Origin of the sequence: Flavobacterium sp. Root901 (assembly GCF_001429765.1) — a bacterium.
GTDB lineage: Bacteria > Bacteroidota > Bacteroidia > Flavobacteriales > Flavobacteriaceae > Flavobacterium.
Map to the genome: position 1 here is coordinate 72416 of NZ_LMJB01000009.1, position 23867 is coordinate 96282.

The 23867-nt window shown below is 33.9% G+C and carries 21 protein-coding genes; 10 read left to right on the top strand and 11 right to left on the bottom strand.

What is annotated here, in order from left to right; translation table 11 throughout:
* Entirely contained in the window at window positions 1–1041 is a 1041-nt protein-coding gene (locus ASE21_RS17680) for a YncE family protein (protein ID WP_057124052.1), read from the top strand.
* A gap of 74 nt (window positions 1042–1115) precedes the next feature.
* On the opposite strand, the gene ASE21_RS17685 is transcribed toward ASE21_RS17680, so the two are convergent.
* Window positions 1116–2588: a S41 family peptidase gene (locus ASE21_RS17685; protein WP_057124053.1), complete on the bottom strand. Its 1473-nt coding sequence runs from the start codon at window positions 2586–2588 to the stop codon at window positions 1116–1118.
* Window positions 2589–2750: 162 nt separating this feature from the next.
* On the opposite strand from ASE21_RS17685, the gene ASE21_RS17690 reads away from it, so the two are divergent.
* From ASE21_RS17690 to ASE21_RS17705, 4 genes are read left to right on the top strand one after another with little or no spacing between them, the layout of a single operon-like run.
* A complete protein-coding gene (locus ASE21_RS17690; protein WP_057124054.1) occupies window positions 2751–3260 on the top strand; it encodes an RNA polymerase sigma factor in 510 nt (169 codons plus the stop codon).
* Window positions 3247–3708, top strand: coding sequence for a hypothetical protein (locus tag ASE21_RS17695; RefSeq protein WP_057124362.1), 462 nt, complete (start codon window positions 3247–3249; stop codon window positions 3706–3708). The genes ASE21_RS17690 and ASE21_RS17695 overlap by 14 nt, the downstream gene beginning before the upstream one ends.
* Window positions 3709–3724: 16 nt before the next feature.
* Window positions 3725–4249, top strand: coding sequence for a DUF4252 domain-containing protein (locus tag ASE21_RS17700; protein ID WP_057124055.1), 525 nt, complete (start codon window positions 3725–3727; stop codon window positions 4247–4249).
* Between the two features lie 2 nt (window positions 4250–4251).
* A complete protein-coding gene (locus tag ASE21_RS17705; protein ID WP_057124056.1) occupies window positions 4252–4788 on the top strand; it encodes a DUF4252 domain-containing protein in 537 nt (178 codons plus the stop codon).
* Between the two features lie 422 nt (window positions 4789–5210).
* Here ASE21_RS17705 and carB read toward each other — a convergent pair whose 3' ends face one another.
* On the bottom strand, window positions 5211–8066 hold the full coding sequence (gene carB / locus ASE21_RS17710; RefSeq protein WP_057124057.1) for a carbamoyl-phosphate synthase large subunit: 2856 nt from the start codon (window positions 8064–8066) through the stop codon (window positions 5211–5213).
* A gap of 144 nt (window positions 8067–8210) precedes the next feature.
* Entirely contained in the window at window positions 8211–8372 is a 162-nt protein-coding gene (gene rpmH / locus ASE21_RS17715; protein WP_008464848.1) for a 50S ribosomal protein L34, read from the bottom strand.
* Window positions 8373–8539: 167 nt separating this feature from the next.
* Between rpmH and ASE21_RS17720 the strand changes: the two genes are divergently transcribed.
* Complete coding sequence (locus ASE21_RS17720) at window positions 8540–9055, top strand: hypothetical protein (protein ID WP_057124058.1); 516 nt, start codon at window positions 8540–8542, stop codon at window positions 9053–9055.
* A 253-nt stretch (window positions 9056–9308) separates the two neighbouring features.
* Here the strand turns inward: ASE21_RS17720 and ASE21_RS17725 are convergent, their stop codons facing one another.
* Entirely contained in the window at window positions 9309–9965 is a 657-nt protein-coding gene (locus ASE21_RS17725) for an alpha/beta hydrolase (protein WP_057124059.1), read from the bottom strand.
* A 269-nt stretch (window positions 9966–10234) separates the two neighbouring features.
* Between ASE21_RS17725 and ASE21_RS17730 the strand changes: the two genes are divergently transcribed.
* The gene (locus tag ASE21_RS17730) at window positions 10235–10546 is read left to right on the top strand and encodes a GNAT family N-acetyltransferase (RefSeq protein ID WP_242410299.1); all 312 of its coding nucleotides are present in this window, start codon (window positions 10235–10237) and stop codon (window positions 10544–10546) included.
* Here ASE21_RS17730 and ASE21_RS17735 read toward each other — a convergent pair.
* From ASE21_RS17735 to ASE21_RS17765, 7 genes are all read right to left on the bottom strand, one after another.
* Window positions 10543–11973: an anion permease gene (locus tag ASE21_RS17735; protein WP_057124060.1), complete on the bottom strand. Its 1431-nt coding sequence runs from the start codon at window positions 11971–11973 to the stop codon at window positions 10543–10545. The two genes, ASE21_RS17730 and ASE21_RS17735, sit on opposite strands and share 4 nt — an antisense overlap.
* Before the next feature lie 21 nt (window positions 11974–11994).
* Window positions 11995–13089 carry a porin gene (locus ASE21_RS17740; RefSeq protein WP_242410300.1) on the bottom strand — a complete coding sequence of 365 codons (1095 nt, stop codon included), beginning with the start codon at window positions 13087–13089 and terminating at the stop codon, window positions 11995–11997.
* Between the two features lie 230 nt (window positions 13090–13319).
* The gene (locus ASE21_RS17745) at window positions 13320–14753 is read right to left on the bottom strand and encodes an anion permease (protein ID WP_057124062.1); all 1434 of its coding nucleotides are present in this window, start codon (window positions 14751–14753) and stop codon (window positions 13320–13322) included.
* 24 nt (window positions 14754–14777) lie between these two features.
* Window positions 14778–15932 carry a porin gene (locus ASE21_RS17750; protein WP_082603512.1) on the bottom strand — a complete coding sequence of 385 codons (1155 nt, stop codon included), beginning with the start codon at window positions 15930–15932 and terminating at the stop codon, window positions 14778–14780.
* A 198-nt stretch (window positions 15933–16130) separates the two neighbouring features.
* Window positions 16131–17765, bottom strand: coding sequence for an ABC-F family ATP-binding cassette domain-containing protein (locus ASE21_RS17755; RefSeq protein ID WP_057124064.1), 1635 nt, complete (start codon window positions 17763–17765; stop codon window positions 16131–16133).
* A gap of 662 nt (window positions 17766–18427) precedes the next feature.
* A complete protein-coding gene (locus tag ASE21_RS17760; protein ID WP_057124065.1) occupies window positions 18428–19603 on the bottom strand; it encodes a GlmU family protein in 1176 nt (391 codons plus the stop codon).
* 203 nt (window positions 19604–19806) lie between these two features.
* The gene (locus ASE21_RS17765) at window positions 19807–20061 is read right to left on the bottom strand and encodes a type B 50S ribosomal protein L31 (protein ID WP_011921626.1); all 255 of its coding nucleotides are present in this window, start codon (window positions 20059–20061) and stop codon (window positions 19807–19809) included.
* 249 nt (window positions 20062–20310) lie between these two features.
* Here ASE21_RS17765 and ASE21_RS17770 point away from each other — a divergent pair, with 249 nt between their 5' ends.
* The 3 genes from ASE21_RS17770 to ASE21_RS17780 all read left to right on the top strand — a co-directional run bounded on the left by ASE21_RS17770 (window position 20311) and on the right by ASE21_RS17780 (window position 23645).
* The gene (locus ASE21_RS17770; protein ID WP_057124066.1) at window positions 20311–20841 is read left to right on the top strand and encodes a DUF4199 domain-containing protein; all 531 of its coding nucleotides are present in this window, start codon (window positions 20311–20313) and stop codon (window positions 20839–20841) included.
* 9 nt (window positions 20842–20850) lie between these two features.
* Entirely contained in the window at window positions 20851–21807 is a 957-nt protein-coding gene (locus ASE21_RS17775) for a glycosyltransferase family 2 protein (protein WP_057124067.1), read from the top strand.
* Window positions 21808–21917: 110 nt separating this feature from the next.
* The gene (locus ASE21_RS17780; RefSeq protein ID WP_057124068.1) at window positions 21918–23645 is read left to right on the top strand and encodes a phospho-sugar mutase; all 1728 of its coding nucleotides are present in this window, start codon (window positions 21918–21920) and stop codon (window positions 23643–23645) included.
* The last annotated feature ends 222 nt before the right edge of the window (window positions 23646–23867 follow it).

The window sequence follows — 23867 nt, forward strand, 5'->3', positions numbered from 1 at the left end:
ATGAAACTTAGTAAATTACTTTTAATAGCGCTTAGCGTTTCGTTATTCGTTTCTTGTTCAAACGATGACGATAATGATTCAAAAGGGCAATACGAAAACGGATTTTTTATTTTAAATGAAGGAAGTGCTGATGTTGGAAGTGTTTCTTTTTCAAGCAATGATTTTAGCGCATTTACAAAAGATGCGTATACTACAGCAAATGGAAATGATTTGGTTGGAAAATATCTTCAAAATATCTTTTTTGACGGAGACAGAGCATATATTATTGCTGGTGGTTCAAATGTTATAAATGTTGTAAACAGATATACTTTTAAACTTATCGCGAAAATCGACAGCGGACTTGCTAATCCAAGATATGGTGTTGTAAAAGATGGTAAAGCTTATGTAACTAATGCTAATACTTATTTTTCAGCAAAAAATCCAAATGGAAATACTGATGATTATGTTGCTGTAATAAATTTAGCTACTAATACATTTGAATCTAAAATCAATTTGAATGCAACAGCAAACAGACTGGTAGAAAACAATGGTAAATTATATATCACAGAACCGTATAATAATGATAAATTATTAGTAGTAAATATTGCAACTAAAGCTTTAGAAGCACCTATAACAATTGGTTCAAGTGCAGATTCTATTGAAGAAGATAACGGAACTTTATATATTTTAAGAGGTCCTTACGGAGACAGAAGTGAAATTGTAAAAGTGAAATTAGCTGATAAATCTGTTTCTAAAATTACATTTCCGGAATCATTGGACGGAGCTGGTTTCTTAGATATCTATCAAAATAAAATTTATTATACAGTAGGAAATTCAGTTTATTCTATCGCTGAATCTGCGACTGAGGCTTCAACAACTGCAATTTTAACAGCTAATTTGGGTTATTTATACGGATTTGCTGTGAACAACAATCATATTTATTTAGCAGACAGCGGCGATTATAAAGCTGACAGCAAAGCATACATTTACAGTTTAACTGGAAGTTTGCAAAAAGAATTAACTGTTGGAGTAGGTCCAAACGGTTTTTACTTTAATGATTAATTCATTTTTAGAATTAGAATTAGTTTATGTTTTTGGAAAAAAAAAGGCTTTCATATGAAAGCCTCTTTTTTTTATTATCTCAATGTTCTCAGAAACTCTTTTGGAGCACTTTCCAGATACATTTCATTTCGCAATCCGTTGATTTTTTTAGAATCGCTGATGTATGGTAAAACAGCACTGTGATCATTTTGGATTTTCTTGGCGGCATTACCCGTTATTTTTGATATAGCAAGATTCAATAAAGGCTCAGAAGGATCACCTAAAACACCATAATTGCTGATATATTCGTACTGAACATAAGTTGGAACCAAGCCTTGTGTATAATCTCCAAAATCTGCGGCATTTGTAATTTTGAAAACCAAAGGCTGCATGGCGTATTTATGATTTGGATTGACATTTGTTTTAGTCAAAGTTGGCGAATCGTAAACCGTAAATGATCCTACGTTTTTACCTATAGTCGTTTCGCCAATCTGTACTACATTAATATACGGTTTTAAACCGTTTATAACTAATTCACTTGCCGATGCAGTATTTGAAGTTGTAATAATATAAACCGTTGTCAGTTTTAAGCTATTGACCGCATTTCCGTCAAAATTACTAACAAACCTTTCATTCAAAAGTTCCAAATCATCAGAAGTCATTCCTGCCATTTGTTTGAAATTATATTGTCTTTTAGAAAATATTTCTCCTTCAAACTGGCCTGTAATCATACTTGCCAAACGTGTGGAAGAACGTACAGAACCTCCTCCATTATATCTTAAATCTAAAACAAAATCTGTAATTCCCTGCGCTTTCAATTCTCCAAAAGCCTGATTTAGTCTCGCATCATAATCTGAATAAAAACCGTTATACATTAAATATCCTATTTTATGACTTCCGGAAGTAATAACTTTATTAAGTAAAATTGGGTTTTCTTCTAAGGTCGTTTTAGTTAAAGCTACAGATTTTCCATTTAACGTAAATGAAGAACCATTATAGTCAGCAAAGTTTAAAGTATAATTATCTCCGCTTAATAATAAGGACTGGTAATTGGAAACCGTCAATTTTGTTCCGTTTACGGCAGTAAATAAATCTCCACGTTTTATAGCTTTATTCGAAGCATCAGAATTTGGAATAATATAACGAACATACCCCACTAAATCGTTCGAGCCTTCTGCAACTCGGGTAAGTTTAAAATCAACTCCGTTATTTTTTGTAATTCCGTTAAGTTCTTGCTCTAAAACCGTATAATCGTCAACAATCCAGCTAAAACGATCAATTGCATTACTCGGATATTTGCTGATTGGCTTGTTTAATAAGTCCTGAAACAGATCTTCGGGTTTAGAATATCCGGATAAAAAAGAATTTAATTCATCCTGCGAACTAAAACGATCATCGGCTAAATTAGGCACATCTGCCTGCCATAGATAAACTTCATTTAGCCCTTTCCAAATAAAATCATTCACTTGTAATTTTGCAGGAGACCTTACATCATCCTCATCTTCACAAGATTGCAGGGCAAATGCGAATACAAATAAAAACAGTATCGATTTTAAAATTGGTTTCATAGAATTTAGGTTTCGGTGTATTGGTAATAGTATTAACGTAAAAATACTACCTTTAGTTTTAAGTAGTATTCTTTTTATCTAAAAAAAATTTACATAATTCTTGTAACAAAAATAATTGTGCCTCGTCTTGACTATATAAGCTAACGAATAACCTTTTAATTTATGAACCAAAATGTGTTTATAGAATTAGTTAATCCTTTCAAAGACAAAGTTTTTCGTCTGGCAAAACGATTGCTCACCAGTACTGAAGAAGCAGAAGATGCTACTCAGGAAGTAATGGTAAAATTATGGAATAAAAAAGAAAACCTGGGCACTTATAACAGCGTAGAAGCACTGGCAATGACAATGACAAAAAATTATTGTTTAGATCAGCTGAAATCTAAAAGAGCCGGAAATCTGCAGATTGTCCATAATAATTTTACAGATCGTGAGCCGCAGTTAGACCGACAGCTTGAGGATGCAGATAGCTTAAAATGGGTTGAAAAAATTATAGATCAGCTGCCGGAACAGCTTCAAATATTAATTCAGCTCCGGGATGTTGAACAATATGAATTTGAAGAAATTGCCAAAATAGTGAATATGAATGAAACAGCAATTCGGGTAGCACTTTCGAGAGCAAGAAAAAAAATAAGAGAATCAATGGTAAATGCACACAGTTATGGAATTAAATAAAATAGAAAATATATTAGAAAAATACTTTCAGGGAGAAACCACTATTGCAGAAGAAAATCAATTAAAACAATATTTTTCTTCACCGGATGTTGCGCAGCATTTGGAGCAGTACAAACCAATTTTTGGTTATTTCTCTCAGGTAAAACAAGAAAAATCAACGCAGGAAATACCACTAAAAACTAAAAAACGAAACGTGGCGTGGTTATCGATTGCAGCATCAGTTGTTGTTTTACTAGGAATTGGAACCTATTTATTTGTAAGCGAAAAAAATGCAGCCCCGGCGGTTGCAGCGCAGTCAGAATTAGGAACCTATGACGATCCTCAAGAAGCTCTTGCAGCAACGCAAAAAGCTTTGGCACTATTGTCAAACAATGTTAATGTAGGTATTGAAAGTGTACAGTATATTAACGAATATGAACAATCGAAAAACAAAATTTTTAAACAGTAATTAAAATCCAGTCAAAATGAAAAATTTCATCATAACTCTAGTATTCGCATTTGTTACACAAGCTTTTTATGCACAAAGTGCATTTGACAAATTTGATGGTCAGGACGATGTGACATCAGTAATTGTAAACAAAAAAATGTTTGACTTAATGAGTAAAGTAAAAGTTGATGCTTCTGACAAAGAAACACAACAATACATTAGTCTGATCAAAAAATTAGATTATTTAAAAGTGTTTACAACTAAAAATCCTAAAATCGAAGCCGACATGAAAGCTTCTGCAGATAAATACATAAAATCTGCCGGTTTAGAAGAATTAATGCGTATAAATGACAGCGGTAAAAATGTCAAAATAATGGTAAAATCCGGTGCAAGCGATACACAAATTAAAGAATTGTTAATGTTTGTTGACGGCGCAAAAAATGACGAAACTGTTTTATTGTCGCTTACCGGTAATTTCGATTTAAATGAAATCTCTGTCCTTACCGACAAAATGCAGCTTCCTGGCGGAACTGATTTAAAAAAGGCTTCTAAAAAACGATAATCATGAAAATCAGTTTTTTCACCACAGCCATTTTAGCATTACTAACTTTTGTAAGTTGCAGTTCTGAACCTTCACTACAAAAATATTTTGTAGAGCACACAGATAAAAAAGACTTTATCGCAGTTGATGTTTCGCCTAGTATTTTAAACCTGAACGAAACTAAATTATCTGCAGCGCAAAAAGAAGCTATAAACTCATTTGACAAAATGAACATCTTAGCTTTTAAAGCGAATGACAAAAATCAGGCAGAATTTGAATTGGAAAGAAACAAGGTCAAAGCGATATTAAAAGATCCTAAATATCAGGAATTGATGAAGGTTGGCTCAGGAAAAGACGGCGCATCAATAAGTTATGTCGGCTCTGATGATAACATCAAAGAATTCATTGTTTTTGCAAACAGAAAAGAAAATGGTTTTGCTGTCGTTCGTGTTTTAGGAAACAATATGAACCCTAACCATATTATGACTTTAATGTCGGTTTTAAAAGAATCAAAAATTGACATGGAACAATTAAAACCTTTGCAGCAGCTGGTTAAATAATTAGAATTTTACTTTAAAATAAAAAAACTCCTTAATTGGGGCTTTTTTTTATTTATTGAGAATACGATGTGTAGACGCACTGCAGTGCGTCTCTATGGAAAATTGGCATGAATAATGCTTGGTTCTACAAAAAAACACAAAGCATATTGTAAAGACGCATAACTGTGCGTCTTATGCGCAAAGCAAATAGACAATGTAAACTTTAAGACGATACTAAGAGACACACTGCGGTGCGTCTCTACGGAAAATTGGAATGAATATAATTTGAGTTTAACAACCCAATTACACAACGCATATCGTAGAGACGCACAGCTGTGCGTCTTATGCGCAACAAATATCTAACAAGAATAAGCTTAAAAACCAATTCAAAATAAAAAAGCTCCAATAAAATTGGAGCTTTTCTTTTATAATAGAATCTGAGCTTATTTACTCAAATACATTTTTCTTCTAGAATACAATTCGTAGAATTGGTCATCTTTTAAGTCATCAATAAACAAGATACTTTCTCCTGTTGATTTCATTTCTGGCCCTAATGCTTTGTTTACATTCGGGAATTTGCTGAAAGAGAAAACCGGCTGTTTGATTGCATATCCTTTTAATTGTGGGTTGAAATCAAAGTCAGTTACTTTATTGTGACCCAACATTACTTTTGTAGCGTAGTTTACATAAGGTTCCCCGTAAGCTTTTGCAATGAACGGAACCGTTCTTGAAGCTCTTGGATTTGCTTCGATAATATAAACTGTATCATCTTTAATCGCAAACTGAATGTTGATTAATCCAACAGTTTTCAGAGCTCTGGCGATTTTATGTGTATGATCTTTTATTTGCTGCATTACAAATTCTCCTAAGTTAAAAGGAGGTAATGTTGCATTACTATCTCCAGAGTGAACTCCGCAAGGCTCAATGTGCTCCATAATTCCGATGATGTACACATTTCCGTCAGCATCACAAATGGCATCAGCTTCTGCTTCGATTGCTCCCGCTAAATAGTGATCTAAAAGTAATTTGTTACCCGGAATGGTTTTCAACAAATCGATTACGTGCTCTTCAAGCTCTTTTTTGTTAATTACAATCTTCATTCCCTGACCTCCTAATACATAAGAAGGGCGAATTAAAAGTGGAAAATCTAAACTATCCGCTAATTTTGAAGCTTCATCTGCCGTTTCAGCGATTCCGAATCTTGGGAAAGGAATATTTAATTCTGTTAATAAATCTGAGAATCTTCCTCTGTCTTCTGCTAAGTCTAGGGCATCAAAACTAGTTCCGATGATTTTCACACCATATTTAGACAATTTGTCTGCCAATTTCAAAGCTGTCTGACCACCAAGCTGAACAATTACACCTTCTGGTTTTTCGTGCTGGATGATGTCGTAAATATGTTCCCAGAAAACAGGCTCAAAGTATAGCTTATCTGCTGTATCAAAGTCTGTAGAAACCGTTTCAGGATTACAGTTAATCATGATCGTTTCGTAACCACATTCTTTAGCCGCTAAAACTCCGTGCACACAAGAGTAATCAAACTCGATTCCCTGACCAATTCTGTTTGGTCCAGAACCCAGAACTATGATTTTCTTTCTGTCAGTTAAAACACTTTCGTTATCTACATAACGTTCGCCATTTGCTTTTTCTATTTCAGCTTCAAAAGTTGAGTAGTAATAAGGTGTTTTAGCTTTAAACTCAGCCGCGCAGGTATCTACTAATTTAAATACACGGTTGATGTTTTTTTCCATACGTAAAGAATGCACTTCACTTTCCAGACAATTCATCATGTGAGCGATTTGTCTGTCGGCAAAACCTTTTTGTTTTGCTTCAAGTAATAATTCTTTAGGCAGATCAGCAATTTTATAGTTTGAAATTTCTTTTTCTAAAGTATAAAGTTCTTCATATTGTTTTAAGAACCACATATCGATTCTTGTAATTTCATGAATTGTACTCAACGGAATTCCCATTGCAATTGCATCATAAATTACAAAAACACGATCCCAGCTTGCATAAGTCAGTTTTTCGATAATCTGCTCGTAATCTTTGTACCCTTTTCCGTCAGCTCCTAAACCATTTCTTTTAATTTCTAAAGACTGCGTTGCTTTATGAAGTGCTTCCTGGAAAGAACGTCCGATTCCCATAACTTCACCTACAGATTTCATCTGAAGACCTAAAGTTCTGTCTGAACCTTCAAATTTATCGAAGTTCCAACGTGGGATTTTTACGATTACGTAATCTAAAGTTGGTTCGAAAAGAGCCGAAGTAGATTTTGTAATTTGGTTTTGTAATTCATCTAAATTATATCCTAAAGCTAATTTTGAAGCAATTTTAGCGATTGGATATCCAGTTGCTTTTGATGCTAAAGCAGAAGAACGAGACACACGAGGGTTAATCTCGATTGCAACGATATCTTCTTTTTCGTCTGGTGAAACGGCAAACTGAACGTTACATCCTCCTGCAAAATTCCCGATACTTCTCATCATCAAAATAGCATAATCACGCAATTTTTGGAAAGTCGTATCAGATAATGTCATCGCTGGTGCAACCGTAATCGAATCTCCGGTATGGATTCCCATCGGATCCATATTTTCGATTGAACAAATGATTACTACGTTATCATTTTTATCTCTTAAAAGCTCTAATTCGTATTCTTTCCATCCCATTAAAGCTTTATCAATCAAAACTTCGTGAATTGGAGAAGCTTCTAAACCACGGGTTAAAAGCTCATCAAAATCTTCTTTTTTGTACACTACCGCTGCTCCTGTTCCTCCTAAAGTAAACGAAGGGCGAATTACAAGCGGGAAACCAAATTCCTGAGCAATTTCTTTTCCTTCAAGGTAAGAAGTCGCTGTTTTTGCAGGCGCCGTTGGCACATTTATTCTTTCTAAAAGCTGTTTAAACTGTTCTCTGTCTTCAGTAATATTAATGGCATTTACATCAACTCCAATTAATCTTACTCCAAAATCCTGCCAGATTCCTTTTTCTTCAGCTTCTAAACACAAGTTCAAAGCAGTCTGACCTCCCATTGTTGGTAAAACAGCGTCAATTTGTGGATGTTCCTTCAGAATTTCAATAATCGATTTTGTAGTTAGAGGTTTCAAATAAATATGATCGGCCATAGATGGGTCGGTCATAATAGTCGCTGGATTTGAGTTTATCAAGATAACTTCAATTCCTTCTTCACGAATTGAGCGTGCAGATTGAGATCCCGCATAGTCAAATTCGCAAGCTTGGCCAATAACGATAGGTCCTGAACCTATAATTAAAACTGATTTTATTGATGTGTCTTTAGGCATTTTGTATGTATTGTGTAGTTGTTTACGATTTAAAAAACATTTCTAGTAGGTTATAAACTAGAATGTTGAGGATTTTTTTACCGACAAGGTATAAAAAAAGGCGATACTAAAAAAGTAATCGCCTTATGTATGTTTATACAAACATTATTTTTTGTGTCTAGGCTCGCTAGAAACAGTTAATTTATGTCTTCCTTTTGCTCTTCTACGCGCTAGAACTTTTCTTCCATTCGCAGAAGCCATTCTGTCCATAAATCCGTGCTTATTTCTTCTTTTTCTTTTCGATGGTTGAAATGTTCTTTTGCTCATTGCTTTGTATCTTTAAAAATGGTATCTATTAACTCTTTCTTGGTTTTGGATATCGTTATTCAAAAACCGAGTGCAAATATACAAAGACTTTTTTTTCTGGCAAGCAGTTTTATAAAAATATTTTTAATTCCTTTTACTATCTTTGCAATCACAAATATACATCTATTATGTTTAACAAAATTATCAAACTTATTCTAGCCGGACTTCTTGTTATAGCTGGCGTTTGGCAGATTATCGATAAAGAAATCGGAAATGGTGTTTTCCTGATATTATTGTCTGCAATTCCAATTTTTCTTTATTTTAAAAACGAATTTATCCTTTTAGCCTTCCTTAAATTGAGAAAACAAGACTTTGAAGGAGCTAAAAAATGGCTCGCATATATCAAAAATCCAGAAACTGCTTTAGTTAGAAAACAACAAGGTTACTTTAATTATCTTCATGGTATTATGCTTTCACAGACAAATTTAATCCAGGCTGAGAAACATTTTAAAAAAGCTATCGAACTTGGACTATCAATGGACATGGATTTAGCTGTTGCTAAATTAAACCTTGCAGGAGTTGCTATGTCACGCAGAAGAAAACTTGAAACGACTAATTTATTAAACGAAGCTAAAAAATTAGACAAACAAGGAATGCTGAAAGAACAGATTTCCATGATGAAAGAACAAATGAAAAAAATCTAACGATTTTTAAATTTCAATATTTTAAATCCCAAATTCCAAGTGAGTTTGGGATTTTTTAATTTTAGATTGTTGAGTTTAGATTTTAGATTTTTTCTACTTCCTCAGGACATCATCAGTAGTTTGTCATTTCGAGGAACGAGAAATCTCCGCGAGAAACTCTACAAAGATTGGCGATTTACTTTACGGAGCTACTTGCAGAGATTTCTCCTTCGTCGAAATGACAAGATTGTGCATAGCGCATGGAATTTTGAATTTACTCCAATATAATCGAAGGCAGATTCTCATTCAGCCATTTGTATTTATTGAGAATCATAATATGAGTTCCTCCTTTTACAATTATACAGCTGTTAATATATTTTATAGGAAAAACTTCGTCTTTGTCTCCGTGAATGTGAATTACATTTTCATCAACTTCATTCCTATTCCACAATACAACAGATTCTACAGCCCATTGCAAATAATTAAGATCACGAACTGCCAAAAACTTTTCATATAATTTAATACGTTTATTTATTTTTTCTCCAAAAGAATATTTCGCCAGACTTTCAATGTTTAAAATCAGCTTCATCGGAATGAGTTTATAAGCTTTTGTTTTCTTTCCTATTTTCATTCTTCTTGGAAATTCAACACTGCTTCTCACACTCGAAATAATAATAACTTTTCTGACCTGAATATGTTTTGAAATTTCCTGAACTAAAATTCCGCCGAAAGAAACCCCTATTAAAACGGGATTTTCATGTTTGATTTTTTTAGAAATACGAAGCGCATAATCTGCCAATGGCTCTTTTGGATGTGGTATTTCCCATTCAAGCAAGCATGTTTCAAAAACAGATTCATCTAATTTGATTCTTTCAAATATGGCCGGACTTGCAGCGAGACCCGGCATAAAATAAACAGGAATTTTACTCATTTGTTCGTAATTAAGGATCTTAATTTGAAGATAAATTTACTTTTTTTAGCAATATACACAGCAAAACACAGTCCATAATTATATATTAAAACAAAGAATGCAGGAAAAAAGATTAATTTTTCAATGAATGCACATCTTTAAAAAATAATTTCATATTGAAAATCAAATGATTAACTTTGCATACCAAATCAACCTTAATTAGAGATCTTTTTAAAGATTTTGCTTAACCACACATTACCGTTCTTTAATATTTTTTTCACCCCAAAAACATGACGCGTATGGAACCTGCTAAAACTATGGAAATCAAAGACAACACGTTTGCAAGACAATTTGAAACCGTAATTCCCGAAGGGAAGTTAAGTGTTGAATACTCTTTTCAGGAAAAAAAGATTTTTTTAACTAAAATCAACACGCCGGAAAATTTTGAAAATCAGCCTGTAATCGACTCTCTGCTTAAAAGCATTATGGAATTAAGTACCGAGAAAAACTTCAGAGTTGTACCAATTCATCCAAAGATTGCGACATTTTTCAAAAAAAATCCAAAGTACAAAGAGTTATTGCCGCCGGGAATCAGGATTTAAAAATCTCCGATTACCCAAAGCCATAATCCTCCTATTACCATATAAATAAAAAGCATTACGAGTCCGGTTATTAAACCTTTGACCCACCAGCTTTTTAAATCGACATATCCGCTCCCAAAGAAAACGGGAGCCGGACCGTGTCCGTAATGCGTTAAAGTTCCGTAAATCGAACCCATAAAACCAAGCATAAAAGCGAGAAGCAAGCCCGGAATTCCGAGTGAAACTCCAACTCCTAATAAAGCGGCATACATTGCTGCTACGTGAGCCGTGGCACTTGCAAAAAGATAATGGCTGAAAAAGTATACTAATATTATTATCGGAAAAGCCATCTGCCAGCTTAATCCGCCTATTTGCGCTTTTACAACATTACTAAACCAGCCGATAAATCCGAGTTCGTTAAGCGAACTTGCCATCATTACTAAAACTGAGAACCACACGATGGTATCCCACGCTCCTTTTTCGGCTTTTACATCATCCCAAGTCAAAACTGAAGTAAGTAATAAAATTACTAATCCTATAAAAGCCGTTGTTGTAGCATCAATTGAAAATAAATCTCCAGTCATCCACAGAAATAATAATATAAAGAAAGTCAGGAGCATCATCCATTCATTTCGGGTAATTGGTCCCATTTCTTTTAATTTTTGAGAAGCAATCTGCGGTGCATCACCAGTTTTTTTCAACTCAGGCGGATATATTTTGTATAACACAAACGGAATCACAAAAAAAGCGCATAAACCCGGAACAATTGCCGCCGCAGCCCATGACATCCAGGTTATTTTAATACCTAAATTGAGTGCAAACTTCTGACACATTGGGTTACTGGCTGTTCCGGTAAGAAACATTGATGAGGCTATTAAATTCATATTATAACAGTTCAATGTTAAATACGAACCTAGTTTTCTGTGTGTTTCAGGCTGTTCGGGCACTGAACCAAAACTCATTGACATTGATTTCATTATGGGATAAATAATTCCGCCGCCGCGTGCAGTATTACTTGGTACGGCTGGTGCCAAAACTAAATCAGCAAGACCTAAACCGTAGGCCAGACCAAGAGAGCTTTTTCCAAATATTCTAATAAACAAAAAAGCAATTCGGTTTCCTAAACCTGTTTTTATAAATCCACGTGCTATAAAAAATGAAATTCCGATAAGCCAAATTACTTTATCTCCAAAACCTTTTAATGCCAGTGTAATAGATTTTCCGGGATCATTTGGCGCTAAAACCTGTGTAAAAGCCGTTAGCGCTATCGCAATCATACACATAGTTCCCATTGGTGCTGCTTTTAGAATAATTCCTAAAATTGTGGCAACAAAAATGGCAAATAAATGCCAGGCTTCTGTAACAACACCGTCTGGCGCAGGAATAAACCAAATTGCAATTCCAACTGCAAGTGTAATCAGGGTTTGCGGAATTTGTACTTCTTTCATAATTATAGCTTTTGAATTAAACTACAGTCTGCACTGAAACTGAATTATAAATAAATTATCACTATACGTTGATGTATCTGGGATGTTTCGATCAAAATGATCTATCTCAAATCCCATTTCTATACGACCTGTATATGCTTTTCCAAATTCTAAACTTATCATTGGCGTATAGGTTTGTCTTACGTTTGAATCTATTTTATAACTGGGATCAAATCTTTCATAACGACAGGATAATTCCAGAGAAGTCAATTTTTTATAATCGATTTGGTATCTTACATTAGGAAGAAAATAAATACCGCGCATTTGGTAATCGGCAACATCATCTGTTCTCGAGTCGACGGGTAAAGAAAAATACAAATTATGGTTTGTTCCTTGTTTGTATTCTATCTGCAAATCGAATGTAAAGCGATCTGTAAGTCTAAAATCGCTGGTAATATCGACGCCAACGGCGTATACTTTTTCTTTGGCATATTTCCCGATACCGCCATTTAATCCTAGATTAATTTTATGCTGTTTTGATAATCCAAAAACAAATCTCGAAGAATATTGTTTTCCGTTGTCATTGTCTTTTTCCTGATTTTTTCCATTTCCATTTAAAACAGAAACTGAATAGTTTACAGGCATTTTTCCGATGTCAAAATTTCCGGTTGCCGAAGCTCCTATTTGAAAACTGGTCCACCCATTTTTTCCAAATTCGTAATATTGATTAGAGAAATCAAAAGATTTAATAATATCGACAGGAACTAATTCTTCTATACCAAAAGCGGGACGAAACTGTCCTCCTAAAACGGCTATGTATTTATTGAAAGTATATTTTGCGTAAGCATTTTCGAGAACTTTACCTTTTGTATCCGATTTAAAATCGGCAAGATTTACCAGAATAACAACTTCTGTGGCTTCGCTAAGTTTTGTGCTTAGCCCAACACGCATCCTTTTTATATCAAATGAGCTTTGGGTAACGTCACCAATGGAGTGATGAACTCCTAAAACATCTACATTGTCTCCAAAACTTTCGAGATATCTGGCCTGAAAAAGGCCTTTAAACTGAAATTGAGGATATTTAATACTACTTTCAGAATCTACTGCTTTTTGAGTTTCGGCAGTCTGAGCATTCATAAAAAGTGGTATTAGAAAAACAAAAGCAATTCTTATTAGTAAAGGTGTATTCATACGCTCCAGAAATAAAAAATTAAACTTCGCTTTCTGTTTTTAAAAACAGCTAATGATGTTTTTGGAAAACACTATACCAAATTACTAAAAAAATCAATACTTGTAAAAATTATTGCATTAAAAATGCAAAAGGCATAAGAAGTAACTTATGCCTTTTAAAATATTTTAATTATTTATCAATTTGTATATCCCAATAAATTTAGCCATAATCCTCCAACGACCAGATAAATCAGTAACATTGCCAGTCCTGTAATAAGCCCATTCATCCACCAGTTCTTTAGATCGACATAACCGCTTCCAAAATAAACCGGTGCAGGTCCGTGTCCGTAATGTGTCAATGTTCCATACACAGAACCTACAAATCCTAACATAAAAGCCAGAAACAGTCCAGGCACTCCAAGTGAAACTCCAACGGCTAACAATGCTGCATACATTGCCGCAACATGGGCTGTTGCACTTGCGAAGATATAATGACTAAAGAAGTAGACAGAAATAATAATTATAAAAGCTATTTGCCAGCTTAGACCTGTCATTTGTGCTTTTACAATTTCACTAAACCAGCCAATAAATCCTAATTTGTCTAATGAGCTGGCCATCATTACCAAAACTGCAAACCATACAATTGTATCCCACGCTCCTTTTTCACCTTTGACATCTTCCCATGTCAGTACTGATGTAAGAAGTAAAACCACTAAACCAATGAATGCTGTGGTAGTTGCATCTATTGAAAACAAATCTCCGGTCATCCACAGAAATAATAAGATAACAAAGGTTAAAAGCATTAACCATTCATTTTTTGATACTGCCCCCATTTCTTTTAATTTCTGAGCAGCTACTTTTGGAGCATCGCCTGTTTTCTTTAATTCTGGCGGGTAGATTTTATATAATAAAAATGGAATTACAAAAAATGCGGTTAAGCCGGGAATTAAGGCTGCAATTGCCCATGATGTCCATGAAATATGTATGCCCAGATTTTCTGCAAATTTTTGACACATCGGATTACTTGCTGTTCCTGTTAAAAACATTGACGATGCTATAAGATTTACGTTATAACTGCTCAAAGTAAGAAAGGCTCCCAGTTTTCTTCTGGTTTCCGGTTTATCAGGATCTGAATCAAAATTCATAGACATTGATTTCATAATAGGATAAATTATCCCGCCGCCTCTGGCCGTATTACTCGGTACGACAGGTGCTAAAACTAAATCTGCCAAACCCAATCCGTATGCTAATCCTAAGGAACTTTTACCAAATATTTTTATGAATAAAAAAGCTATTCGGTTTCCTAATCCTGTCTTTATAAAACCCCTGGCAATAAAAAATGAAATCCCAATAAGCCATATTACTTTATTACCAAAACCGCTTAATGCAAAGGTTATAGAGTCTCCTGCACTTTCTGGTGCTAAAACCTGAGTAAAAGCAGTAACCCCAACTGCGATCATACACATAGTCCCCATTGATGCAGCTTTTAAAATAATTCCGAAAATTGTTGAAATAAAAATTGCGAATAAATGCCATGCTTCTGGCGTAAGACCAGATGGAGTTGGAACAAACCAGATTATCAAACCTATTACTAATGTAGTAATTGATTTTTTTATGTCTATTTCTTTCATGATTAGTATTATTAAAAATTAATTTTAGAAAAATCTCCCTTGAAATTGTATGATAAATAAGTTATTATCATATATAGAAGTGTTTGGAATATTACGCTTGTAGTTGTCAAACTGCATTCCCATTTCGATACGGCCGGTATAACCTTTTCCAAACTCCAAACTTGCCATAGGTGTATAGGTTTGTTTCGCATTTGAATCTATTTTGAAATTCCTGTCAAAATATTCATATCTGCATGAAAATTCTATTGCTGTTAATTTTCGATATTGTATCTCATATCTTAGATTAGGCAGGAAATACGCTCCTCGCATTTGATATTCGTTAAGATTTGAAGTTCTCGTATCTGGAGCTAATGAATAATATAAGTAATGATTAATTCCCTGTTTTGCTTCAAGTTGTGTTTGCAGTATAAATTTGTCTCCCAACTTAAAATCGGCAGTAAGATCAAGACCAAGTGCAAAAACTTTGTTTTTATAAACTTCACCAATGCCGCCATTAAGACCAAAATTGATGTTATGTTTTTTATCTAATTCAAAACCCAGACGTGTTGAATACTGCTTTCCGTTATCCTTATCAGAAACCTGATCTTTTCCATTTCCGTTTACTGCTGAAACCGCATAAGTAACGGGCATTTTTCCTAAATTAAGACTTCCGAACATAGAAGCTCCAATTTGAAAACTTGTCCATCCATTATTTCCAAATTCTGAGTATTGATTTGAGTAATCAAATGATTTAAGAATATCTGCCGGGTTTAATTCCTCGATTCCAAAAGCTGGTCTAAACTGCCCCACTAAAAAACCAATATTTTTATTAAAAGTATATCTCGCAAAAGCATTTTCGAGGACTTTGCCTTTAGGATCTGATTTGAAATCTGCAAAATTTGCCAGTACTACAACATCAAAACTTTCTCCTAATTTAGTTGTAACTCCCAACCGCATTCTTTTAACATCAAAGGTATCTTCTACCGCTTTATCATCCGAATGATGAAGTCCGCTTACTGCGTCAACTCCATTAGTAAATCCACTTAAATACCTCGCCTGAAAAAGACCCTGAAATTTGAATTGTGGATATTTTACTTCTGTCTTAGAATTAGAATCTATTGTTTGTCCATTCGATAAAAATGGAAATAATAAGCCCAATAGAAAAGCCTTAAAAACTGAAAAATTATGTATTCGATTCATAACTATAAAAATTAAATTCAATCCAAAAACAAACATTAAGTAAGTTTATTCTTACTTTAAATTTAATTTTATGTCAGTTCTAAAAACCTGATTTAAATCATCATTTTAATTATTATTAACTTTTAGCTTTTTTAATATTAGGCACAAAAAAAAGCATAAGAATTAACTTATGCTTTCTATGATTATTTGTATTTTAACTTATTTTTCAATCTCTCTCATCGAATCCATTTTTTTATGAGCAAGGAAACCTGCCACATCTTCAAAGTGTTCTTTTACTCTTTTGTTTCCAAATTCAAAAACTTTAGTGGCTAATCCGTCAAGGAAATCACGGTCGTGAGAAACCAAGATCAAAGTTCCGTCAAAATCACGTAAAGCATCTTTAATAATATCTTTAGTCTTCATATCTAAGTGATTAGAAGGCTCATCCAGAATTAACAAGTTCACTGGCTCCAGCAACAATTTAATCATTGCCAAACGTGTTTTTTCTCCTCCGGAAAGCACTTTTACTTTTTTAGTGATATCATCTCCCTGAAACATAAAAGCTCCTAAAATATTTTTGATCTGGGTTCTGATATCTCCTACTGCAATCGCATCGATAGTTTCAAAAATGGTGGCATTTTCATCTAGTAAAGCGGCCTGATTTTGCGCAAAATATCCAATTTGAGAATTATGTCCAATTTCAACGCTTCCTGAATCAATACCAATTTCTTTCATGATAGCTTTGATCATGGTAGATTTTCCTTCACCATTTTTACCAACAAAAGCTACTTTCTGACCTCTTTCAATAACAATATTTGCGTCTTTAAAAACTACATGATCACCATAAGATTTCGCAAGATCTTTTACCACAACAGGATATTGACCTGAACGTGCTGCCGGCGGAAACTTTAAACGCAATGCCGATGTATCTACTTCATCAACCTGAACAATTTCTAATTTTTCAAGCATTTTTACACGCGACTGAACGGCATCTGTTTTAGAAAAAGTTCCTTTAAAACGGTCAATAAAAGCTCTGTTATCGGCAATCATTTTCTGCTGTTCATCATACGCTTTTTGCTGATGAATACGACGGTCTTTTCTTAATTCTAAATAATGAGAATATTTAGCTTTATAATCATAGATTCTTCCCATTGTCACTTCAATGGTACGATTGGTAATATTATCAACAAATGCTCTATCGTGCGAAATTACCACAACTGCCTTAGCCTGATTTAATAAAAAATCTTCTAACCATTGAATACTTTCAATATCCATGTGGTTGGTTGGCTCATCAAGCAAAATAAGATCCGGTTTTCTCAATAAGATTTTAGCCAATTCAATACGCATTCTCCATCCTCCGGAAAACTCAGAAGTCTGACGTGTAAAATCTTCTCTTTCAAATCCTAAACCAACTAAAATCTTTTCTACTTCGGCTTCGTAATTTATTTCTTCGATTGCATAAAATTTCTCGCTTAAGTCAGAAACTCTTTCGATTAATTTCATGTAAGCATCACTTTCGTAATCTGTACGTACTGTTAACTGCTCATTGATTTCATCAATTTCAGCTTTCATATTAAAAATTTCACCAAAAGCTTTAGATGCTTCTTCCATAACAGTTGCGCCATCTTCTGTAAGCAAATGCTGCGGCAGGTAAGCAATTACGGCTTCTTTTGGAGCAGAAATATTTCCTGTTGATGGTTTATTTACTCCGGCAATTATTTTTAAAAGTGTCGATTTTCCCGCACCATTTTTACCCATAAGGGCAATTTTATCATTTTCATTTATAGCAAAAGAAACATCGCTAAAAAGTGTAGTTCCGCCAAACTGAACCGAAATATCGTTAACTGTAATCATTTAGATTTTTAGATTTTAGACTGCTTAGATTATTAGATTTCCTTTACAGCATTTTTTTGAAAGCGCAAAGATAATCTAATTAGATAATTAGGCAATTAGAAAATGTGCCAATTTGATAATTAGATAATTTTGAGAATGTGGCAATTAGAAAATTTTCTTTTTGCCACAGATTAAAGGATTTCCAGTGATTATTTTGTTCAGGAATTGACTTTGATAAAAAAATCTTTTTTAATGTTTTTAATCTGTGACAAACAAAAAATGTTTCATTCTATTTTTTAACCGGATCAAAATTCGCCCCTGCAATATAGGTCGAGCCGAAGGCTCTCTTTTAAGTTCCGAAGGAACAAATTATATTGTAGAGCTGGACTTCAGTCCAGTTTAATATGTAAAATAAATAAAATAGCGGGTTTTAAAAACCTGTCGAATTGGAATTATCTCTGTTTCATCAAATTCTATATTGTTGCTCTTAACTGGACTGAAGTCCAGCTCTACAATATAATTTGTTCCTTCAGAACTTTAGTTGAGAGCCTTTGGCTCTTCATATTGTTGGGCTCTCTTTTGTTTGGTTAATATGTAAAAAACAAAACCCGACAGGTTTTAAAAACCTGTCGGGTTACAAATTATCTCATTATCAAATTGACTAGTTATCTAATTATCTAATTTTAGTCCTTTCTCCATTTTTTTGTTTCTTCAAAAATATGCTCTAAGATTGAAGCCTCTGTTTCATCAAATTCGATATTTCTTCGGCTCATTACTAATTTTGCTGTTTCAAAAGCTTTTTTAGTAACATAGGTTGTAAATCCTGCTGCGCCGCCCCATGAAAAACTCGGAACAAAATTTCTTGGAAAACCGCTTCCAAAAATATTAGCACTTACACCAACAACAGTTCCGGTGTTAAACATTGTGTTAATTCCGCATTTACTATGGTCTCCCATCATTAAACCGCAAAACTGAAGTCCTGTTTTGGCAAAACCTTCTGTTTCATAACTCCACAATTTTACCTCTTCGTAATTGTTTTTCAAATTCGAATTGTTACTGTCTGCACCAATGTTACACCATTCGCCCAAAACAGAATCTCCTAAAAATCCTTCATGGCCTTTATTTGAATTAGCAAAAAGAACGGAGTTTTTAACCTCCCCGCCTATTCTTGATCCTGGACCAACAGTCGTTGCACCATAGACCTTAGCCGACATTTTTACCATAGCATTTTCGCATAATGCAAAAGGGCCGCGAATTACGGTTCCTTCCATGATTTCGGTATTCTTACCTATATATATAGGACCATTTGAAGCGTTAAGCGTTACAAATTCTAATTTGGCTCCTTCTTCAATAAATATATTTTCCGGTGCTATCGTGTTTACGCTTTTTGGAATTGGCTGCGATTTTCTGTCTTCTGTTAAAAAATCAAAATCAGCACGAATAGCCGCATCATTTTTTGAAAAAATATCCCAGGTATGCTCAATTGTCAAACAATCACCATTATATTGAATGATTTCATAGGAATCAAAATCAACTTCTTCCTGATTTTCTGAAGCAAAAAAAGCAATTACATCATCTCCTTTAAAAATAGCCTGATTGGCTTGCAAATCAGAAACTAACTCCACCAGCGCATCATTTGGCAAATACGCTGCATTTATCATTACATTTTCTTCCATTTCTACCATTGGAAACTTGGCAGATAAATAATCTTCAGTAATTGTTGTTATGGTTGAACCTAAACGAGTTTCCCATTTTTGGCGAATCGTCATAATTCCGATTAAGATATCAGCCACGGGTCTGGTAAAGGTAAAAGGTAATAGAGCATTCCGGACGGGACCGTCAAAAAGAATGTAATTCATAAAATTAATTTAATGTGTTAAAATTTGTTTGGTTACCGAGATCAAAGTTACAAATATTTTATTTGTCGTATTTATGATACATTATCCTATGCGGAAAAAACTATATATTTTAACATTAAAAAAAGAATGAAATTTGAGGGTTAAATTAGGACAAAAAAAAAGCCTCCCAATCCGGAAGGCTTTCTGTATATTGTAAACAGCTATTATTTTTTAGCGTGTTTTGCATATTTAGTTTTGAATTTATCAATACGTCCTGCAGTATCGATAAGTTTAGATTTACCAGTATAAAAAGGGTGAGATGTTCTAGAAATCTCCATTTTTACAACTGGATACTCAACTCCGTCAACTTCAATTGTTTCTTTTGTATCTGCAGTAGATTTAGTGATAAAAACGTCATCATTTGACATGTCTTTAAATGCAACTAATCTGTAATTTTCTGGGTGAATTCCTTTTTTCATCTTTCTTTTTATTTATTGTTTAGAACATTTTTATTTTGAAGCTTTTTCATGGTTAGAAAAAGGTATAAACAAATGATGCTCTTTTTTGTTTAAAATTTTAATTAATTTTGAGTGTGCAAATTTACAATTCTTTTTTAATAAACAAATACTTAGCGTACTTTTTTTTAGTTAAATTCAAAAAGCTTTTTTTCTCTTCGATTATAGTGGGAATTGCTATATTTGTGGATTAATTTTAAAACACATAGAAATATGATTAATGAAGTTATAAAAAAGAACGGTATTACATATGGTGTAATGATTGGAATTGCATCTGCCTTGGTTACTGCAATTATATATTCAGTTGATTTGAATTTATTTACAGCATGGTGGATGGGTCTTATAGGTATTGCAATAAGTGTTACGATCAGCATCATTTTACTTTCTAAAACCAAGAGAGAATTAAATGGTATTTTTAGTTTCAAAGATGCTTTTACCACTTATTTTATAGCCGCAGTAGTCGGTATTTTAATTTCTACAACTTTTAATATCCTCCTTTTTAATGTTATCGATCCGGGAGCAAAAGAAACTTTAAGCGAAGTCATGATCAAATATACAGTTGGCATGCTGCAAAAGTTTGGCACTCCGGCTTCTGCCATTAACGAAGCTGTTGCAAAAATGAAAGAAAGCAACCCATACTCTACTGTTGAATTATTAAAGGGGTCTGTTTTCGCCATGGTAATCAGTGCAATCTTTGGACTAATTTTCGCAGCATTTTTCAAAAGTAAATCTACACAAGAATAAAAAACATAAATGAATCTATCTATACTTATACCGCTTCTAAACGAGGAGGAATCGCTTAAAGAACTCTATTCATGGATTATTAAAGTGATGCAGTCTAACAATTACTCTTATGAAATCATTTTTGTTGATGATGGAAGTACGGATGATTCCTGGAATATTATTGAAAGTTTCTCAAACGAAAATCCAAATGTAAAAGGGATTCGTTTCATGAAAAATTTCGGAAAATCGCAGGCGCTGCATGCCGGTTTTGCAAAAGCAAAAGGTGATGTCATTATCACTATGGATGCCGACCTGCAGGACAGCCCGGATGAAATTCCGGAATTATACGAAATGATTACCAAAGAAAAATTTGATTTGGTTTCCGGCTGGAAAAAGAAACGTTACGACTCTGTTGTGGCAAAAAACCTTCCATCTAAATTATTCAACTGGGCAGCAAGAAAAACTTCCGGAGTTGAACTAAATGATTTTAACTGCGGATTAAAAGCCTATAAAAATGCCGTTGTAAAAAATATTGAGGTTTCTGGCGAAATGCATCGATACATTCCTGTTCTCGCTAAAAATGCAGGTTTTGCTAAAATTGGCGAAAAAGTAGTAATTCATCAGGCTCGTAAATATGGTGAAACTAAATTTGGAATGGAACGTTTTATCAACGGATTTCTGGATTTAATCACAATTTGGTTTTTATCAAGATTTGGAAAAAGACCAATGCACTTGTTTGGTGCAATTGGTTCATTAATGTTTATTATAGGATTCTTATTGGCTGGTTATATTGGTATTTCAAAATTATACCATATGTATACCGGAATGAGATACAGTCTGGTTACAAACAATCCATGGTTTTTTATAGCCTTAACAACAATGATTTTAGGAACCCAGCTTTTCCTGGCGGGGTTTTTAGGCGAAATTATTTTAAGAACTAAAAATAATGAAGAGCGTTATAAAGTATCCAGAGAGGTTAATTTTTAACTTAAACCTTCTTACTGCTCTAAAAAAAGATAAGTAAAGACAAAATAGGTCTTGGATTAAATCCTGAAAAATACTTATCTTTAATTAAAACATTAAAAAAATACATACAAATGAATATCGCACCTAATATATTAAATGCTGTGAACGAATGGCTGACGCCGACATTTGATCAGGAAACGCAGGCAGCTGTAAAAGAATTAATGACAACGTCGCCAAAAGAACTTGAGGAAAGTTTTTATAAAAATCTTGAATTTGGAACTGGCGGTATGCGCGGTGTTATGGGTGTTGGAAACAACAGAATCAACAAATATACACTTGGAAAAAACACACAGGGTTTATCAGATTATTTACATCAGGTTTTTCCAAATCAACCGTTAAAGGTTGTTATTGCTTACGATTGCCGTCACAACAGTAATACTTTAGCAAAAGTTGTTGCTGATGTTTTTTCAGCAAACGGAATTCAGGTTTATTTATTCTCAGATTTGAGACCAACTCCAGAATTATCTTTCGCTCTTAAATATCTTGGCTGCCAATGCGGAATCGTCCTTACAGCTTCCCATAATCCGCCGGAATATAACGGATATAAAGTGTACTGGCAGGATGGCGGACAGATTGTTCCTCCGCAAGACGGCGAAATTATTAAAGTAATCGAAAGCTTGGATTACGATAAAATTAAATTCAACGCAAACGAAAGTTTAATTCAGTACATCGATACTGAAATTGATAAGGCTTTTGTAAAATCATCTATCGAAAACGCAAGTTTTAATACTCCGGCTGAAGCCAAAGATAATCTGCAGATTGTCTTTACTTCACTGCACGGAACTTCTATAAAATCTATTCCGGACACTTTATCGCAGGCAGGCTACAAAAACGTTCATATTGTTCCTGAGCAGGCGGTTCCGGACGGAGATTTCCCAACTGTAAAATCACCAAATCCTGAAGAACCTGAAGCTTTAACTATGGCTTTGGCTTTGGCAGACAAAACGAATTCGGATATTGTGGTAGGTACAGATCCTGACTGTGACCGTTTAGGTGTTGCCGTTCGCAATAACGATGGCAAAATGATTTTGCTTAACGGAAATCAAACCATGATTTTAATGACTTCTTTTCTTTTAAAACAATGGAAAAAGGCCGGAAAAATTAACGGAAAACAATTCGTAGGTTCAACCATTGTTTCAACTCCAATGATGATGGAATTAGCAACAAGCTACGGTGTTGAATGTAAAGTTGGATTAACCGGTTTTAAATGGATTGCCAAAATGATCAAAGATTTCCCTGAACTTCAATTTATTGGGGGCGGTGAAGAAAGCTTTGGTTTTATGGTTGGCGATGCAGTAAGAGATAAAGATGCTGTTGCGGCTACTTTGTTAATCTGCGAAGTTGCAGCACAGGCTAAAGCTGCAGGAAGTTCTGTTTACAAAGAACTAATACAACTTTATATTGAAAATGGTTTTTATAAAGAATATTTAGTTTCACTGACTAAAAAAGGAATGGAAGGTTTAGAAGAAATTAATCAGATGATGATTAATTTACGCCAAAACCCTTTAAAAGAAATCAACGGTCAGCGCGTCATTATGGTTGAAGATTATCAATCATCGACTGCATTGAATTTATTGACAAATGAAGAATCGTCAATGGACATTCCGAAATCGAATGTACTGATTTATTACACTGAAGACGGTTCAAAAATATGCGCAAGACCAAGTGGAACAGAACCTAAAATTAAATTTTACATCAGCGTAAATGCAGAATTAGAATCTGCTGCAGATTTTGATGCTGCTGAAACTTTCTTAGATGAAAAAATACAGAATATCATTGCAGACATGCAATTGAAGTAATAAAAACGAGTGGTAAGCTCTTAAATCTCTATTACAGTTTCGATACCCAGAACTCTGATTTACATTTGTCATAAATGTAAATCAGAGTTTTTTAATAAAAAAAAAGCAAAAAAAAATTGAAAACAAACCAATTGGATTAATTTTGTGCAGTAAAAATCCCCAAGCAAATTACATAACCAAAAAAAAACATTGCCAAAACTCGAAAGAGTAATATCAAAAAGC

Excerpts from the sequence above, each read along its gene's own strand:
- ASE21_RS17680 (WP_057124052.1), top strand. The coding sequence starts at position 1 with ATGAAACTTAGTAAATTACTTTTAATAGCGCTTAGCGTTTCGTTATTC.
- ASE21_RS17685 (WP_057124053.1), bottom strand. The coding sequence starts at position 2,588 with ATGAAACCAATTTTAAAATCGATACTGTTTTTATTTGTATTCGCATTT.
- ASE21_RS17690 (WP_057124054.1), top strand. The coding sequence starts at position 2,751 with ATGAACCAAAATGTGTTTATAGAATTAGTTAATCCTTTCAAAGACAAA.
- ASE21_RS17695 (WP_057124362.1), top strand. The coding sequence starts at position 3,247 with ATGGAATTAAATAAAATAGAAAATATATTAGAAAAATACTTTCAGGGA.
- ASE21_RS17700 (WP_057124055.1), top strand. The coding sequence starts at position 3,725 with ATGAAAAATTTCATCATAACTCTAGTATTCGCATTTGTTACACAAGCT.
- ASE21_RS17705 (WP_057124056.1), top strand. The coding sequence starts at position 4,252 with ATGAAAATCAGTTTTTTCACCACAGCCATTTTAGCATTACTAACTTTT.
- carB (WP_057124057.1), bottom strand. The coding sequence starts at position 8,066 with ATGCCTAAAGACACATCAATAAAATCAGTTTTAATTATAGGTTCAGGA.
- rpmH (WP_008464848.1), bottom strand. The coding sequence starts at position 8,372 with ATGAGCAAAAGAACATTTCAACCATCGAAAAGAAAAAGAAGAAATAAG.
- ASE21_RS17720 (WP_057124058.1), top strand. The coding sequence starts at position 8,540 with ATGTTTAACAAAATTATCAAACTTATTCTAGCCGGACTTCTTGTTATA.
- ASE21_RS17725 (WP_057124059.1), bottom strand. The coding sequence starts at position 9,965 with ATGAGTAAAATTCCTGTTTATTTTATGCCGGGTCTCGCTGCAAGTCCG.
- ASE21_RS17730 (WP_242410299.1), top strand. The coding sequence starts at position 10,235 with ATGACGCGTATGGAACCTGCTAAAACTATGGAAATCAAAGACAACACG.
- ASE21_RS17735 (WP_057124060.1), bottom strand. The coding sequence starts at position 11,973 with ATGAAAGAAGTACAAATTCCGCAAACCCTGATTACACTTGCAGTTGGA.
- ASE21_RS17740 (WP_242410300.1), bottom strand. The coding sequence starts at position 13,089 with ATGAATGCTCAGACTGCCGAAACTCAAAAAGCAGTAGATTCTGAAAGT.
- ASE21_RS17745 (WP_057124062.1), bottom strand. The coding sequence starts at position 14,753 with ATGAAAGAAATAGACATAAAAAAATCAATTACTACATTAGTAATAGGT.
- ASE21_RS17750 (WP_082603512.1), bottom strand. The coding sequence starts at position 15,932 with ATGAATCGAATACATAATTTTTCAGTTTTTAAGGCTTTTCTATTGGGC.
- ASE21_RS17755 (WP_057124064.1), bottom strand. The coding sequence starts at position 17,765 with ATGATTACAGTTAACGATATTTCGGTTCAGTTTGGCGGAACTACACTT.
- ASE21_RS17760 (WP_057124065.1), bottom strand. The coding sequence starts at position 19,603 with ATGAATTACATTCTTTTTGACGGTCCCGTCCGGAATGCTCTATTACCT.
- ASE21_RS17765 (WP_011921626.1), bottom strand. The coding sequence starts at position 20,061 with ATGAAAAAAGGAATTCACCCAGAAAATTACAGATTAGTTGCATTTAAA.
- ASE21_RS17770 (WP_057124066.1), top strand. The coding sequence starts at position 20,311 with ATGATTAATGAAGTTATAAAAAAGAACGGTATTACATATGGTGTAATG.
- ASE21_RS17775 (WP_057124067.1), top strand. The coding sequence starts at position 20,851 with ATGAATCTATCTATACTTATACCGCTTCTAAACGAGGAGGAATCGCTT.
- ASE21_RS17780 (WP_057124068.1), top strand. The coding sequence starts at position 21,918 with ATGAATATCGCACCTAATATATTAAATGCTGTGAACGAATGGCTGACG.